At 59.6% G+C, this 16,401-nt stretch carries 14 protein-coding genes; 10 read left to right on the forward strand and 4 right to left on the reverse strand.

Going from position 1 to position 16,401, the window contains the following annotated elements; translation table 11 throughout:
• The first annotated feature begins 135 nt into the window (after positions 1–135).
• From ACUUL3_RS09975 to ACUUL3_RS09985, 3 genes are all read left to right on the forward strand, one after another.
• Complete coding sequence (locus tag ACUUL3_RS09975) at positions 136–534, forward strand: hypothetical protein (protein ID WP_448550936.1); 399 nt, start codon at positions 136–138, stop codon at positions 532–534.
• 70 nt (positions 535–604) lie between these two features.
• The gene (locus tag ACUUL3_RS09980) at positions 605–739 is read left to right on the forward strand and encodes a DUF3373 family protein (protein ID WP_448550938.1); all 135 of its coding nucleotides are present in this window, start codon (positions 605–607) and stop codon (positions 737–739) included.
• Positions 740–996: 257 nt separating this feature from the next.
• On the forward strand, positions 997–2,943 hold the full coding sequence (locus tag ACUUL3_RS09985) for a DUF3373 family protein (protein ID WP_448550940.1): 1,947 nt from the start codon (positions 997–999) through the stop codon (positions 2,941–2,943).
• Positions 2,944–3,145: 202 nt separating this feature from the next.
• On the opposite strand, the gene ACUUL3_RS09990 is transcribed toward ACUUL3_RS09985, so the two are convergent.
• Together ACUUL3_RS09990 and ACUUL3_RS09995 are read right to left on the reverse strand one after the other, a co-directional pair.
• Positions 3,146–4,357, reverse strand: coding sequence for a DegT/DnrJ/EryC1/StrS family aminotransferase (locus ACUUL3_RS09990; RefSeq protein WP_448550942.1), 1,212 nt, complete (start codon positions 4,355–4,357; stop codon positions 3,146–3,148).
• A gap of 106 nt (positions 4,358–4,463) precedes the next feature.
• Positions 4,464–5,636 carry an iron-containing alcohol dehydrogenase gene (locus tag ACUUL3_RS09995; protein ID WP_448550944.1) on the reverse strand — a complete coding sequence of 391 codons (1,173 nt, stop codon included), beginning with the start codon at positions 5,634–5,636 and terminating at the stop codon, positions 4,464–4,466.
• 93 nt (positions 5,637–5,729) lie between these two features.
• Between ACUUL3_RS09995 and yjgA the strand changes: the two genes are divergently transcribed.
• The 3 genes from yjgA (at position 5,730) to ACUUL3_RS10010 (ending at position 7,331) form a co-directional block, all read left to right on the forward strand.
• Entirely contained in the window at positions 5,730–6,332 is a 603-nt protein-coding gene (yjgA, locus tag ACUUL3_RS10000) for a ribosome biogenesis factor YjgA (RefSeq protein ID WP_448550946.1), read from the forward strand.
• Positions 6,333–6,458: 126 nt separating this feature from the next.
• On the forward strand, positions 6,459–6,896 hold the full coding sequence (locus tag ACUUL3_RS10005; protein WP_448550948.1) for a PPC domain-containing DNA-binding protein: 438 nt from the start codon (positions 6,459–6,461) through the stop codon (positions 6,894–6,896).
• Positions 6,897–7,013: 117 nt separating this feature from the next.
• A complete protein-coding gene (locus tag ACUUL3_RS10010; protein ID WP_448550950.1) occupies positions 7,014–7,331 on the forward strand; it encodes an isoamylase early set domain-containing protein in 318 nt (105 codons plus the stop codon).
• A 213-nt stretch (positions 7,332–7,544) separates the two neighbouring features.
• Here ACUUL3_RS10010 and ACUUL3_RS10015 read toward each other — a convergent pair whose 3' ends face one another.
• Both ACUUL3_RS10015 and ACUUL3_RS10020 read right to left on the reverse strand, forming a co-directional pair.
• The gene (locus tag ACUUL3_RS10015; RefSeq protein WP_448550952.1) at positions 7,545–9,461 is read right to left on the reverse strand and encodes a biotin/lipoyl-containing protein; all 1,917 of its coding nucleotides are present in this window, start codon (positions 9,459–9,461) and stop codon (positions 7,545–7,547) included.
• A gap of 73 nt (positions 9,462–9,534) precedes the next feature.
• Positions 9,535–10,977 carry an acetyl-CoA carboxylase biotin carboxylase subunit gene (locus tag ACUUL3_RS10020; protein ID WP_448550954.1) on the reverse strand — a complete coding sequence of 481 codons (1,443 nt, stop codon included), beginning with the start codon at positions 10,975–10,977 and terminating at the stop codon, positions 9,535–9,537.
• Positions 10,978–11,539: 562 nt separating this feature from the next.
• Between ACUUL3_RS10020 and ACUUL3_RS10025 the strand changes: the two genes are divergently transcribed.
• The 4 genes from ACUUL3_RS10025 to ACUUL3_RS10040 are packed head-to-tail and all read left to right on the forward strand — an operon-like array spanning position 11,540 to position 16,369.
• Positions 11,540–11,935: a roadblock/LC7 domain-containing protein gene (locus ACUUL3_RS10025; RefSeq protein ID WP_448550956.1), complete on the forward strand. Its 396-nt coding sequence runs from the start codon at positions 11,540–11,542 to the stop codon at positions 11,933–11,935.
• 3 nt (positions 11,936–11,938) lie between these two features.
• Positions 11,939–12,559, forward strand: a complete 621-nt coding sequence (locus tag ACUUL3_RS10030) for a GTP-binding protein (protein WP_448550958.1) — start codon at positions 11,939–11,941, stop codon at positions 12,557–12,559.
• 53 nt (positions 12,560–12,612) lie between these two features.
• Positions 12,613–14,019 (forward strand): hypothetical protein, encoded by a 1,407-nt coding sequence (locus tag ACUUL3_RS10035; protein WP_448550960.1) that lies wholly within the window; start codon positions 12,613–12,615, stop codon positions 14,017–14,019.
• A gap of 10 nt (positions 14,020–14,029) precedes the next feature.
• Entirely contained in the window at positions 14,030–16,369 is a 2,340-nt protein-coding gene (locus ACUUL3_RS10040) for an ATPase, T2SS/T4P/T4SS family (RefSeq protein WP_448550962.1), read from the forward strand.
• The last annotated feature ends 32 nt before the right edge of the window (positions 16,370–16,401 follow it).

The raw sequence follows: 16,401 nt of genomic DNA on the forward strand, positions 1-16,401 counted from the left end.
CCGTGTAATAACAAGCTGCAATAGTTCACAAGGGGCCGCCCAGCCCCTCTGGAAACCAGTAAAACGGGACGCTGGAGCAAAAACAAGATCACCTGTCGTCTGGATTGTCGAAAACGCAGCACAGGAGGTGGAAAGATGAAAGAAAAGATCGCGGTCATTGTTGTGATGGTGGCATCCCTGGCAGTACTGTCCCATGCTCATGTTTTTGCCGGAGAGACGGTCTACCGGTTTGATCCGGCGACCCAGACCAGTCGTGCCATGGAGTTTAAAAACACCTTTGACGGGCATAAACTCTATAAAAGCAACTGCAAGAGTTGCCATTACCGAGGGAACGGCAAAGGCGCCCGGTACCTGAATGAGGATTCACGGACCATGCGGGGCTGGAACGCCCTGTTTTTCAGGAAAAACGTGCGCTGCGCCAAGGACGGCGCCTGGGAGAGGCTTTCCGCCGAAGAATTGACATTGGTGAATGATTACCTGTACAGCACGGCCTATGACACCTGGGATCCCAGGACCGCCAGAAGCTGCGGCTGATAAGCCTTGGCTGCTCCCGGTCCGGGGGCGATCACAATCTGATTCCGGTAAAAAGGTTCCAGCGCAGCGGATGGCCACCCCGGTTGCCTACATGGATTACCCCTTTGATGGCGTTTCCCTGGGCTATGCCTACAACAACCTGGGCAACCTCACCGATGCACCCCTGGCCGTATGCCTTTGTACCGGAGAAACGCACCGACACTGATCCGTCAAACCATTCAGGAAGGCATCGAAAACAAAGAGATCAGATCCATCGAACCGGCCGAGGTTCCGGCGCGATGAAGGCCTGATATTTTTTTTCCTCCAGACAAGAATGAATGTTCATTTTTATCAAATTGGGATACCGCCCTTCTGATTTGCCTGCGGATAAAAAGCCTCGGCTCAAGCTCCTCACCATCGAAAGAACAGCTCGATTTTATGGAAGCGGGAACCACCACAATCAACAAAAAAAGGAGAAAAAAGATGGTCAAAAAAATCTCAACTCTTGCCATGTCGGCAATTTTCGCCATCCCGGTTGCCGCTCACGCGGGGGCTGGAAGCGTGAGCAACGCCGAGCTTGACGCCAAAATCGAGCAATTGACCCGTGATTTTCAAAAACAAATCAGTGAACTTCGCAATCAGATGGTGGCGCAAAAAGAGACCATCACCGCGTTTGAGGAAAAATCCGACAAATGGGACTTGGCCTCCCGCTTTCAGTGGTCCGGCGATATGCGGAACAGGGTGGATTTTCACACCGCGGACACCGCGGCCTATTATAAGGCCACGGATGTCGGCAGCGGGGTGCAGGATTTTGTCGGCTTCGGCACGGTCGGAACTCGCTATGCCGTGGCCTCTCCCGGCACCTTGACCAATGCCTATGTGGGCGCCATCATGGGTGGCTTCACAACCAACCCGACCACCGGCGTCATAACCTTCAACTCCAACGGCCTCGTCGTTTCGGCGGCGGAAAAGCAGGCCTTGCAGGGCGTTGTCGCCGCGGCAACGGGAAATGCCGCTTTTGGCGCGGCGTTGAACCCATACATGGGGATGCAGATTGCCGACGTAGGCCCGGCATTAACAAGTGTTCCCAATCTTGTCGACATCATGAAGGGTCTCTCTCCGGCGGATCGAAAGGCGGTGTTTGGGCTGATGAATTATACCCCGACCCCGGCCGCCACCTATGACAACGACACCCTGTACACCACCCGGCTGCGCTTGAACCTGCGGGCCAAGGCCACCGAGGATGTCGAGATCAAGGCCCGAATCGTGGGCTACAAGGCCTGGGGCAGCCAGGATTCCCCCACCCCGGAAACCAATGAGGACGGCATCCATGACACCGACAGCCCCTATTTCTTGAACTCCCGCTCCTTTGACGGCACCGCAGGCCGTCAGCCCGGCGACAACAAGCTGATCCTTGACCGGGCCTTCATGAACTGGAACAACATCGGCGGCGCTCCGATCTGGTTCTCCATCGGCCGCAGGCCCACCACCGATGGTCCGCCCAACCATCTGCGCATGAACAGCGACGAGCGGATGGCCACCCCGGTTGCCTACATGGATTACCCGTTTGACGGGGTTTCCCTTGGCTATGCCTACAACAACCTGGGCAACCTCACCGATGCCCCAGGCCGGATACGTTTTTGCTATGGACGTGGCTTCGAGGCCGGCCCGCAGGAAGAAAATACCGGAATCAGCGATGTGGATTTCGCCGGGTTCAACTGGGATGTCTACAGCAGGGGCAGCCGCTTTTTCAATATCCAGTCCTTCGGCGCCTTCAACATCTTCAACGTGCCGGGCGACACCTACTTCCCCAACCCGCTTGAATTGGCGCAAGAGACAATGTACCCCGGCACCACCGACAATCAATACCTCGACCGGATAAACATGGGCAATATCTTCCAGACCGCCGCGGTGTTCATGGATAAACACAAGAACCTGAACTACTTTGTAACAGGCGGCTGGAGTCATACCGATCCCAAGGCCACGGACGAGATGGGCATCTCTCTGCTGGGCGATTTCTGGACAACTCCCGAAGAAAAAGACGGGTACAGCATCTTTGTCGGCGCACGCTACGACATCCCTGACACCAGCCTCAAGATCGGCGCGGAGTACAACCACGGCACCAAGAATTGGCTGGCCTTTGCGCCTGGCCACGATGATATGTATTCCGCCAAGCTGGCGACCCGCGGCAATGTCTACGAAGTCTACGGCATCTACGACCTCCCGGCCGGCGAGGCCATCTCCAAATACGGCAAGGCCTTTATCCGCCTGGGCTACCAGCATTATGACTACAACTACACCTACAGCGGCATGTGGCTCGGCACCCCGGCCAGGATCGACGATATCCAGAACGACCCTCTCTCGGCCCAGTTCTATGCCCCCATCGATTCAATGGATCAGGTCTACCTGACCTTTGAGGCGAATTTCTAATAAAAGAAAACCGCTTGGGATAATCCTCATCCCAAGCGGTTTTTCTTTATTTTCAATCTCTTTTAGCGAGAGCGCCCCGATCAGAAAAAATCTCGAGCCATCCCACAAAGTGCTCCGGCTGGTCGGTTACTCTGCCCGTTCTCCCAGGCTCCAACCCTGGGAGAACGGGATTTTTCCTTCACACAAACAGCTTTTCGCCTGCTCAGGAAAGAGCGGCCGCCGCCTTTTCCACCGCAGCCCCGATCTGGCCAAGCCGCTCCGCGGAAAGCGCTTTCACCGGCACCGGATAGACGAGCAGGCGGTCCATGATGGCCGCTGATTGCGGCAACACCTGGGCGTCGTAGACCACCCGTTTTTTTCCGCCCGGCTCGCTGAAGGGCCAGCCCGACCTGGCAAGGGTCGAGCCGGCCAGCAGATGCTCCCATTTGGGATAGTAATGCCAGGTGTTTTCGGCAAAGTAGACTGCCGGCGCCCCGTTTTCAGCCAATGCCTTTTTCACCGCCTGGGCCTTGTCCTTGTCCGGCAGGAAAAAGGCGAGGAAGGAGGCGTTGTCCCCCTTCTCGTCGAGGATGGTGCGGAAGGTCACCCCGGGCAGCCTGGCGACAATGGCCTTCATTGCTTTTTTATTCTGCTGCTGGGCCGCGACGATCCCATCGAGCTTGGCCAACTGGGCCAGGCCGATGGCGCCCTGCAGTTCCATCATCCGGTAGTTGAAGCCGATGAAGCTGCGGCCCTCGCCGCCCCGGCCGCCGGGATTGGCCACGTGGTCGTGGCCATGATCGTGGTACTCGCTCATCTCCCGCCAGAGCTTTTCATCGTTGGTGATGATCATCCCGCCCTCGCCGGTGGTCATGGTCTTGACCGGGTCGAAGGAAAAGGTGCCGCAGGCCCCGAAGGAACCGAGGCGTTTGCCGTTTAAGCTGGCGCCGGCCGCCTGGGCCGTGTCTTCCAGGACCGGAATCCCGTGTTTGTCGGCAATCCCCTTGATCTCCTCGATGCGGGCAGCGGCGCCCATCATGTGCACCGGCACGATCAGCCTGGTTTTCGGGGTGATCTTCTTGGCAAGATCGGCCGGGTCCATGTTCAGGGTCTCGTCCACCTCGGCGAAAACCGCGATGGCGCCGATGTCCAGGATCGCCTCCCAGGTGGCGACAAAGGTGAAACCCTGGGTGATCACCTCGTCTCCGGGGCCGATGCCCAGGGCGGCCATGGCCACTTTGAGGGCAGCGGTGCCCGAGGTGACGGCCTGGCCGTGCTTCACCCCGCAGTAGGCGGCAAACTTCTCCTCAAAGGTGCGGACCTTGTAGATCCCCTTGCGCTCGTTGGGGAACTCGTAGCGGAACAGCACCCCGGTGTCGAGCACCTCCAGAATTTCCTTCTTCTCTTCCTCGCCGAATATCTCAAAACCAGGCATAATGCGCTCCTCTGTCTGCGGCTCTTCTCGCAATTCTTTCGCGGCTCAAGCCGCTCCTACTCTTAACTCTTAACTCTTAACTTTTCATTTTTCATTCTTCACTAACTCAGCCCCAGCCTTCCATGGCGGTTTCGTAGACCCGGATCACATCCTCCAGACTGGGCTTGCGCGGGTTGTTCTCCACCGGCCGGGTAACGGTGAGGGCGATCTTGGCCATCTCGGGGATCTTCTTGGCCGGGATCTTGAGTTCGGCAAGACTGGAGGGGATGCCAAGATCCTGATTGAGGCGGTAGATGGTTTCCACTCCGGCCTCGCCGGCCTCGCGCAGGGGGAGCCCCTCCACCTTGGCGCCCAGCACTTCGGCCAGCAGGGCGAACTTTTGCGGGTTGCCGATGAGATTGTAGGCCATCACGTAGGGCAGGAGCACGGCGTTGGCCAGGCCGTGCGGGATGCCGAACATGCCGCCCAGGGGATAGGCCATGGCATGCACCAGACCAACGCCGGCCGTGGCCAGGGCCTTGCCGGCAAGCAGGCTGCCCAGGAGCATGTTGGCCCGGGCCTCCAAATTGCCGCCGTGCGCGTAGGCCACGCCCAGATTGCGGCTGATGAGGTCGATGGCCTCCAGGGCGTACATGTCGGATATGGCATGGGCCTGGGTGGAGACAAAGGCCTCCAGGGCATGGGTCAAAGCGTCGATGCCGGTGGTGGCGGTGATGTGCTGGGGCATGGAGACGGTGAGGGCCGGATCGAGGATGGCGGCCTCGGGATAGAGGGGATCGCCGTTCATGCCGCCCTTGGATTTGGTCTTTTCGTTGATGAACACGGCGGTGAAGGTCACCTCGGCGCCGGTCCCGGCCGTGGTGGGGATCATGATCTTGGGCACACCGGGCTTCTTGATCTTGCCCAGGCCCAGATAATCCTCGGCCTTGCCGCCATTGCCGAGCAGGATGCTGACCGCCTTGGCCACGTCCATGGCCGAACCGCCGCCGGCGCCGACCACGCAGTCGCACTTGGCCTTTTTCGCCAGCTTCAGCCCGTTGTCGGCAAGTTTCAGGCCCGGCTCCGGATCGACCTTGTCGTAGAGTTCGAAGCCGATCTTGGCCGCGGTGAGCGGGGCGGTGATCTTCTCCACCAGCCCTGCCTTGACCAGGCCGGGATCGACCACGAAAAACACCTTGCTGCCGCCCAGCTCCTTCACCAGGGTGGGCAGGTCGTTGATAGCATTGACGCCAAAGCGGATGCGGGTGGGCTGGGTCACGGTGAAAGACTGGGAAATCATGGGGGTCCCCTTTTTTTGTTTATGAAACCTGCGGGTGGTGATACTCTCCTGGAACAAGAAAAGATGGCAAATACTACTGTAGCGGGAAGTTCCATGGCAACTAAAAAATCAAGAACCCAGGAGAGCGGCGGGCAGGACATCTACGTGAGCCGCTCCGAAAAAAAACGGCTGGCGAAAAACATCGAAGAGATCGCCAGGGAACTGGCCGAGCTTTCTCCTGCCGAATTGAAGAAACTGCCCTGCGACGAGCCGATCAGGACGGAAATCAAAAACTGTCACGGCCTCAAGGCCGGCTCCCTGAAACGGCAGATCAAATTCATCGCCAAGGAACTGCGGCAGATCGACGTCCAGGAGATCCTTTCCTTTCTCACCGAGAGAAAGGGCTCCCGCCTCAAACAGGCCGGCGAATTTCACGAGCTGGAACAGCTGCGGGAAGACATCATCAGCGAGGCGCTTTACGCTCGGGAGGAGGCGCTGCACACGGGCGGGCAGCTCACCGAGGCCTGGGATTCCGAGGCCATCGCCATGGCGGTCGCCCGTTTCCCGGACGCGGATGCGCAAGGTCTCAAAAAATCGGCCCTGAGCTACGCGGCGACCAGGAAACCCGTTTACCGCAAGGAGATCTTCCGGCAACTGCAGGCCGCCCAGGAACGGCAGCTTTTTGCGGATAAAACGAAAAAAACGGCCGCTTCCTGATGCGCTTCCAGTCCCCCTGAAACAGAGCGGCCCGGGCCAATAAAGCAAAAAACACCGCGGGAAAGCGGCGGAACAGCAACCGTTGCAATGGCGTTTTATCCCATTGCGACAAAAGTGAGGAAGAGCATGGAATACCGAAGCGGCACCATCAAACGGGTCTTTTCCGTCCGTTTCGACGAAGGAGATGATTTTCTTGCCGGCCTGCAGGAGCTGATCAGAAAGGAAAACATCCGCTGCGCCTGGTTCCACATCCTGGGCGGCCTGCGGGAGGCCGGAGTGGTCACCGGCCCCAGGGAACCGGTCATGCCGCCCGAACCTGTCTGGGCGCAGATCACGGGCGCCCGGGAAACCCTTGGCTCCGGATCCATCCTCTGGGACGAGACAGAACCGAAGATCCATCTCCACGCCGCCCTGGGCCACCACGGCGAAACCCTCACCGCCTGCGTGCGCAAGGGCACCAAGGTCTATCTCATCCTGGAGGTGCTGATTCTGGAACTTGACGGCCTCGACGCCAGCCGGCCCTGGTATCCAGAGGGGGGATTCAACCGCCTCTCCTTCTCCTAACCAACATTTCAATTGACATCCTTCCCGAACTTCCTCCACAATAGGGATTGTTTCCCTGCCTCCTCCTGTTCACGAGGCAGAACAACCGACCGCATATCCGCAGCTAGGGAGGAACACATGGCAACCACGAAGACAAGTACGGCAAAAACGGCCACGGCCAAAAAAAGCAAAAGCGCGCCGGCCATCGAATTCACCATCACCGCGCCCGAGGCCAGGGAAGTCTTCCTGGTCGGCGACTTCAACGGCTGGCAGGCCGAAGGCTTTCAGATGCGCAAATTCAAGGACGGCACCTGCAAGAAAAAGGTACAGCTCAAGCCGGGCCGCTACGAGTACCGGTTTATCGTGGACGGCAACTGGTGCACGGATCCCGGCAACGAGAAGCGCGCCAGCAACCCGTTTGGCTCGGAAAACTCGGTGATCCAGATCGAGAATTGAGGATTCCCGAAAAACCATAAGCCGTCACGCAAAGGCGCCAGGCCGCGAAGATCGCCCCACGGCGACAAAAAAGCCTGAAACCTTGTGCCATAGCGCCCCGGCGTCACGAAAGCGCATGGCACCCAGCAGGCACATGCCCTGCCGAAAAGCAAAAAAAGCCCGGCCACTCTCCGGCGGCCGGGCTTTTTTTTACGCTTGCCCTGAGGGCAACGTTCAACAGGTGCTGCTTGGCGTCACCTTGACCAGCTCGTCGCCCGGCTGCGCCGCGTCGCCCACCTTGGCGACGATCCTGGCCACCACGCCGTCCACCACGCTGACCACCGGGGTCTGCATCTTCATGGCTTCAAGGATGACCAGCTTGTCGCCGGCTTTGACTTCGTCACCTTCCTTCACCGACACCTCACAGACATTGGCGGCAAAGGGGGCGCGCACGTCGCCGGCCTTGGCGAGATCCTCGATCTCCTTCTTGCTCAGCTTGACCGCCTTGGCCTCGCCCGCCTCGGCAACCGCGTTCTCAAAGACAAAGACCCGCTGGTGATGGTCCACGTTGAGATAGACGTTGGTTTCCTTGCCGTCGTCATTCTCCTGCATGGGGCCGATCTCGATGATGTGCTCCTTGCCGGTATGATCCTTGAAGGTGATGATCTCGCCCAGCTTGAAGCCGCCACGGCGGAAAAGGATGCTCGGCGGCAGGACATGGACCTTGCCGAATTTCTCCTCGAACTTGAAGAAACTCACCGCATCGTTGGGATGCTGGAGATAGGTGACCAGCTGCTGCTCGGTGGGCGCGTAACCCAGCTTCTCCGCCAGCTTGGCCCGCTCCTGCTCGATATCGATGTCGCCGATGGCCTCCATGCCGCCTTCCTCGGCCAGCACCTTCCGCCAGTCCGGGCCAAAGGCCTTTTCATAAATCCAGTCGGGCGGCTGATAAAAGGGGAAGGGGCCGTACTTGCCCAGCAGCAGGTTCTTGAGGTCGCCGGAGCAGTTGCCGTAACGCTCACCGCCCTGCACGTTGCTCACCGCCGTGGTCCAGAGGATCTGGGAGCCGGGGGTGACGCTCCAGTAGTTGCCAAGCTCCACCTGCACCTTGGGCAGTTCCTTGTGGAGGATCTCCGGCATCTTGTCGAGAAAGCCGCCCTTGGCCGCCTGTTCGAGGCTCGAACCCATGGCGCCGCCCGGCAGCTTGTGGATCTGCACCGTCGGGTCGAAGCCCTTGATCTGCGATTCGAAATACTCGTAGTATTTGCGCTCCGGCTGCAACAGCTCGGAGGTTTCCATGATGGCGTCCTCGTTGACGCCCACGGCGTTGCGGCCATATTCCTTCAGGGTGTGGATGACGCTCAGGATCGGGGGCGGCCCGTAGTAGCCGGTGAAGGCGTGGTCCGAGGCGTCGACGATCTTGGCGCCGGCCATGGCCGCGGCGACGATGCGACCGATGTCGTTGCCGTCGGTGTTGTGGCCATGGTAGTGGATGATCATCTCCGGATACTTCTGGAGAATCGCATCCACCAGTTCGCCGATCCGCTTCGGCGAGCCGAGGCCGCCGTGATTCTTGATGCAGAGCAGGATCTCGTCGCCGGTGACATCGAGGATCTCCCGGACCTTCTTCACGTAGAACTCGTTGGTGTGCTCGGGGCCGGTGGAGAAACAGATGCAGGGCTCCAGGATCTTGCCGGCGGCCTGGACCTCTTCGAAAACCGCCTGCATGTTGGGCACGTGGTTCAAAAAGTCGAATACCCGCCAGACATCCACGTACTTGGCAAACTCCTTGACGACAAAACGGATGACGTTCTGCGGATAGGGGCGGTAGCCAAAGAGATTGATGCCGCGACACAGGGTCTGAAACATGGTCTTGGGCATTTTCTCGCGCAGGAGTTCCAGCTTGAGGAAGGGATCCACCTGCTTTCTGAGGATATCCACGTGCACCGATGCCCCGCCGGTGATCTCCAGGGAGAAATACCCGGCCTCCTCGCGGGAGGGCGCGGCCAGCAGATCCGTGTGCAGCAGAATCCTGTTCTTGTAATCGGACTGCGACATGTCGCGGGCGGTATTGGTGATATAATACCCGTCCGCCTGCCGCATAATCTTGAGTACCTCGGTGATACCCATGCCTTGAACGATGCGTTCCATGACGACTCCTATCTTGCTCAACAATCGGCCGGAAGGCGCCTTGCCCCATCCGGAACCAACAGATAATTATTAATTAGATGGCGTAGGGGTTTTCCCCTTTGTAATGAATCTCCGCGATCAGATGGGCCAGTTTGTTGCCTTCGCTCACCTGCTCGTCATACTCGACCAGATGCGGATGGGTGTCGATGAAGGAGGTGTCGAAATCGCCTCTCTTGAAATCCGGATCCTGCACCAGATTCACGTAGTAGGGAATCGTGGTCTTGGGCCCGGTGATGACGAAATTGTGGAGGCAACGCAGGAGCCTGTCCACGGTCTCGTTCCAGGAAAAACCGAAGACGGTCATCTTGACCAGGAGCGAGTCATACACCTTGGGGATGGTGAAGCCCTGGTAGACAAAGCCGTCCAGCCGCACCCCGTACCCGCCCGGCGAACGGTAGACGCTGACGGTCTTGCCGCCTTCCGGCATGAAATTGTTCTGGGGATCCTCGGCGTTGATGCGCATTTCCACGGCATAGCCGCGGATCTTCACGTCATCCTGGCTGAAGGCGAGCTTCTTGCCAAAGGCCAGCTTGATCTGGGTCCGGACGATATCGATGCCGGTGACCATCTCCGTGACCGTGTGCTCAACCTGGACGCGGGTATTGATCTCCATGAAGTAAAAACTCCAGTCCTTGTCCACCAGGAACTCGACGGTGCCGGCATTGAAATAGTTGGCCGCCTTGGCCGCTTTGACCGCGGTCTGGCAGATCCGGTCCACCAGGGCCTTGTCCGGGATCAGGGAGGGGGCGATCTCAACGAGCTTCTGGTTGCGGCGCTGGATGGAACAGTCGCGGGAGCCGAGGTGGACGGTGTTGCCCTCCTTGTCGGCAATGATCTGCACCTCGACATGCTTGGGATTGATCACCACCTTTTCCAGATAGACGGCGTCGTTGTTGAAGGCTGCCTTGGCCTCGGCCCGGGCCACGGGAATTTCGTCAACAAGCTGTTTTTCGTTCTCCACCCGCCGAATGCCGCGACCGCCGCCGCCGGCGGTGGCCTTCAGCATCACCGGATAGCCGTACTTGTCGGCAAAGGCCTTGGCCTCGGCAACCCCGGCCTCGCCGGCAGCGAGGTTCTGGGTGCCGGGCACCATGGCGATGCCCGCCTCCTGCATGATCCGTCGGGCGGTGACCTTGTCGCCCAGGGCCTGGATCACCTGGGAGGAGGGGCCGATGAAAATGATGCCGTTATCCTCGCAGGCCTTGGCGAAATCGGGATTCTCCGCCAGGAAGCCGTAGCCGGGATGAATGGCGTCCACCCCATGCTGCTTGGCGACGGTGATCACCTTGTCGATATTCAGGTAGTCGGCCCGCGGGCCATTGCCGATCCAGACAGCCTCATCCGCAGTCCGGATATGCAGGGCGTCCTTGTCCGGCGTTTCGTAAATGGCCACGGCGACATGCCCCAGCTCCTGCACCGCCCGGATAATGCGCAGGGCAATTTCACCCCGGTTGGCAATTAAGATCTTCTTTTTCAAGCGATCACCTCATGAACAAAGCAATTTCCAGGACATGAACCGCAAGTTCAGCCTGTATATATAATGTAGAATACCTTTGGCAAGATCAGGAACGAGGCCGGGAACCGGCCGTCGCAAGGAGGTTTTCCCCGGCGAAAGCCGCGCGGACACCCCATCCGGAAAACACTCAACTTTGCAATCTACCATAATCGGTTTCCCAGGGCAATACTTTCTCGCCCGCGGACTTTCCCATTGTAATAACGTGCTTTTCCTTACAATCCAGCATGCCTCCCTCGCAAAGAGCACACCCCCTCCGGCCTCTTGCCTGCCCCCCCTGGTTCCCCCAGCAAATCAGGGCTGCCGGCGGCCGGAGCCGAGATTTCCCACACGCTTTCCGCTTGACAGGGTTTGTTTTTCCATGTACACGGTATAAACGTGTTTTTTCCTTTAATTCAGCAGGATAAACAGGTTATTCACCAGACAACGAAACACCTCAGGTCGAATCCGCCTCCCTTTTCCCGAGGCCTGCGCCTGGCTGTTGCCGCAACAACAATCCCCAACCTACCGCAGGAGTGATCGGGACATGCAAGATTTCATCCTCACGGCGGAAATTCTGGAAAAAGCCAGAACCGCCATTGAAGGCTCGCTGATTCAGGCCGGGGTCCGCACCGCATTGCTCATTGATGGCGCCGGCAACATTCTTTCCAACTGCGGGCAGGACGCAAACGATATTGACGCCATTTCCCTGGCCGCCCTGGCCGCGGCCAATCTCGGAGCGACCTCCCAGATCGCCAAGCTGATCGGCGAAGAGGATTTCTCCCTCCTGTTCCACAAGGGGAAAAACGGCAACATCCATTTCGGCCGTATCGGGGACGAGCTGATCCTCATCACCATCTTCGGCGAGGATGTTTCCCTGGGCCTGGTCCGCTGCCGGGTGGCCGATCTTTCCAACACCATCCTGAAAATATTCGAGGGGTGAACCATGGCCCTCATCGACCTGAGCAAAAGGGAAGTCCACTGCAAGATCGTCTATTACGGTCCCGGCCGGTGCGGCAAAACCACCAACCTGCTCACCGTGCACAATTCCATGGCTGACAACACCCGCGGCAAGATGCTGACCATCGAAACCAAGGGAGACCGAACCCTGTTCTTCGACCTGCTGCCCCTGAACCTGGGCACGATCCAGGGCTTCAATATCCGCATCCAGCTCTACACCGTGCCCGGCCAGGTCATGTATGCGGCGACCCGCAAACTCGTCCTCAAGGGGGTCGACGGCCTGGTCTTTGTCGCCGACCCGCTGCAGGTCCGCCGCGACCGCAATATCGAAAGCCTGGAGGATTTACGCAAGAATCTTCTCGACTACGGGCTGAAGCTCGAGGAAATGCCCCTGGTCATCCAATACAATAAAAGGGATCTGGTGGGCACCCCCATCCCCACCCTCACCGTCGAAGAACTCGAAGCGGACCTCAACACCACCCTCAAGGTGAAAACCTTTGAGGCCTCCGCGGTAACCGGCATGGGGGTCTTCGAGACTCTGCGCGAAATCAGCAAGCAGACGGTCCGTTATGTCGCCAACAAGCACCTGCTGCATGAAAGAAAATAAACAAGCCACCGTGACGGCTGGATTCTAGGCGGTTTTTCAAGGAGAACACCTGCATGATCGATAAAGCCCCGGGCAAGGATTTTCACAGCGAAATCGACGAAGCCATTGACAACCTGTTTACCCCCTTTGCCGGACTCGGCCAGGATACGCCGGCCGCGGATGCCGGCGCCGCCGCCAAGGCTGGCCCTGCCCCGGAGGAAAGGGCGCCGTCGGCCGCCGTCCCGCCCGGCGCAGCGGCGGCAAGCGCGACCGCCTCGGAGCCCCCCCGGGAATTCACCGCCTTTGAAGAGGCCCTGCTCTCCCTGGAATGGGAAATCTCGGCAAGCAACATCGACAAGTGCCGGGCGGCGCTGCAGGAAATCCAGAACAATTTCGACCTGGACAAGGCAATCGCCATGACCGAGGTCTTCGCGCTCATGGACCGCATCCTTGAGGTCATGTCCGTCGCTCCGCAGAACGTTCCGACCTCGGCGCCCAAGACCCTGAAGGAAGGGCTGCACACCCTGCTGGCGGTGACGCAGGCCGCGGATCTATCCCTGCTCGAACAAACCCTCATCGATCCCACCCTTTCGGAATTGCGCTCGGCCGTGCCCAACATCCCCAGGGACTACAGCAAACTTGCCCAGCCCGCCGCCGCAAAGGCCCAGGCGAAACCGGCCGCGCCCGCGGTGAAGACGCCGCCCAAACCGCGTCCCGCGCCGGCTTCCGACACAAAACCGGAAGCGGAGGATCCCGGTCTGGAGCTGCCGGCCGCCGCGGTCTCCGGCAAGGCGCCGGCCGGGCTCGGCGAGGCTGTCAACGCCCATATCACCGTGCTCGGCAAATGCATTGAAAAAAGAATCATCCCCATTGAAAACCTTTTCGCCAAAACCCCGGGCTACGAGAAGCTCCATGCCATCCATACCGAACTCCGCGAACGCCTGGAAAAGGAGAAGCAGATTCTGATTTCCGCCCTGGCCGGCGACTACCGTCCGGGCAGCCAACCACCCGCCGAATCCCTGCCCGACGCGGCGACGGCGCCGCGGGCCTGCCCCTGGCAGACCCTGGCCACCGCCACCTGGGATGGCAAAACCATCGCCTTCGTTCCCGAGCAGATTGCCTACGAGGCGACACCGGCCAAAAAGCAGGCCGGCCCCTTCTATGCCCTCGGGAATCTCAAAAAAGGGTTCTTCGGAAAGATCGGCCTGGCGGTCCGCGGCGCGCTGCGCCAGTACGACGAGGCAACCCTCAGAACCATGAGCGTGCCGGTGGCGGCCCTGCCCTCCCGGGCCGACACCACTCTCCTCATCGCCTTCAAGGATAAATGCGGCATGGCCTTCTGGCTGGAAGGCCCCAGCGAGGAAATCGATGTTCCGGCAAACGCGCCCTGGACCGCCGGCCAGGATCCGGACTCCCTTTTCGCGGGGCAACTGCAGATCAACGGCCGGAATATTTCGGTCATAACGCTCAGGAGCGTCTGATCCTTATTCCATGAGCACGACTATCACCGCGGCCGGCAAGGAAGCCATCGAGGCGCGACTCAGCGAAGCGGATCTCTATGCCAAGCAGGGGCTCATCGACGAAGCCCTTTCCATTTACGAATCCCTCATTGGCCTGGTGGGAGACGACCAGCCGATTCTCCGCGATCTGGTGGAAGAACGGCTGGTCGCCCTGCAAACCGAATCCGGCACCGTCAGCGTCAGCCCCGGGCAAAAGGCCGGGCCAAGCGCCCTCAGTGAGGCGGACCGCTTTGAAAACAGCCTGGGCCTGATGGTCGCTGGCTTTCATGCCGAGGCGGCCGACGAGTTCCGCGCCCTGCTCAACAGCCAGTATCGCCCGGCCGCGGTGCATGCCAAACTCGGCGAATGTTGCCTGCAGATGGACAAACCCTTTGAGGCCATCGAGCACTTTGAGGCGGCCTGCAAAAAAAGCGGCTTGAACCGCAGGGAGGAACGCCTCCAGCTCCTGGACCTGCTGGCCATCACCTATGAGCGCACCGGCTCCATCCCATGCACCATCAGGACTCTGGAAGAAATCGTTGCCCTTGATCCCTCCTTTCACGACGCCAGGAAACGGCTCTCGACCCTCTCGCAGACCACCACCAAGTACGGACAGTTTTACGGCCTGATCCGCAACAGCCACCTGACCCCGGCCCAGTTCGACGCGGCCAAGGAAAAGGCCCGCCAGCACAACAATACCCTGGACAATGTCCTGCGCGGCGATTTCGGCATCGACAAAAGGCAACTCGGCCAGTCCCTGAGCGAATATTACGATTGCCCCTTTGTCCAGTTCATCGAGGCGGAAATGCCCGAGGTCCCCCGCTGCATCCAGGGGGTCAAGGAGAGCTACTTCCGGTCCAACGTCTTCATTCCCATCGCCGAGGAAGGCGAGCTCATCACCGTCCTGGCGGACAACCCCAATGATCTCGGCAAGCAGGACAATATCCGCTCCGTCCTCCACGGCGCCGCCTTCCGGTTCAATGTCGGACTCAAGGAAGACATCAACAAGTTCATCGACTTCTTCTATGGCAAATACTCCACGGATGAGCCGAACCAGGATGTGTTCGAATCCCTGGAGATTCTCGACGAGGTGGAAGACCAGGGCGACGAGGACGAGGGAAGCGGCAGCGCCGCGGACGGCGTGGTCGTGCAGATGGCCAACAAGATCATCGAGGACGCGGTGGCGCGCAACGCCTCGGATATCCATATCGAATCCCTGCCCGGCAAGAAGGGAACTTCCATCCGCTTCCGCATCGACGGGGCCTGCAGCCATTACAAAAACATCCCGCATACCTACAAGCGCTCCCTGATCTCGCGCCTGAAAATCCTCGCCAAGCTGGATATCTCGGAAAAACGCCTGCCTCAGGACGGCAAGATCAAATTCAAAACCCGCAGGGGCAAGATCGAGCTGCGGGTCGCCACCCTGCCCACCCACGGCGGCAATGAGGACATGGTGCTGCGTATTCTTGGTTCGGGCTCGGCGCTGCCCCTCGATCAAATGGGGCTCTCCGGAAGAAACCTCGTGGAACTGCGCCGCCTCCTCGATCTGCCTTACGGGCTCATCCTGGTGGTCGGCCCCACCGGCTCCGGCAAGACCACCACCCTGCACAGCTCGCTCAACTACGTCAACCGGCCGGACAAAAAGATCTGGACCGTCGAGGATCCGGTGGAAATCGTCCAGGACGGCCTCCGCCAGGTCCAGGTGGAAAAGAAGATCGGCCTCGACTTCGCCAGGATCCTGCGCGCCTTCCTGCGCGCCGACCCGGACATCATCATGGTCGGCGAGACCCGTGATCCGGAAACCGCGGAAATCGTCATCGAGGCGGCACTCACCGGCCATCTGGTTTTTTCCACCCTGCACACCAACTCCGCGCCGGAAACGGTGACCAGGCTCCTGGGCATGGGAATCGACCCGTTCAATTTTTCCGACTCGCTGCTCGGCATTCTCGCCCAGCGCCTGGTAAGACGCCTGTGTCCGCACTGCCGGACGCCCTACCGCCCCGACGCCCAGGAACAGGAGCTGCTCGTGAGCGAGTACGGCCCCCACCCGCTTGCTCCCTTGACCATGGCGGACATCGAAACCGCCACCCTTTGCCGGCCGGTGGGCTGCGGCAAGTGCAAAAACAGCGGCTACCTCGGCCGGCTCGCCATCCACGAACTGCTGACCGTCAGCGACCGGCTCAAGCTCCTGATCGTCAAGAACGCCCCCATCGCGGAAATCCGCGAGACAGGCATGGCAGGCGGTATGCTTACCCTCAAGCAGGACGGCATCCGCAAGGTCTTGCAGGGCCATACCGACCTTTTCCAGGTCCGGGCGGCCTGCATCAAGTAACGTTTTTTGTATCCGACTCGCATAAACTGCAT

This window comes from Thiovibrio sp. JS02 (genome assembly GCF_053485635.1).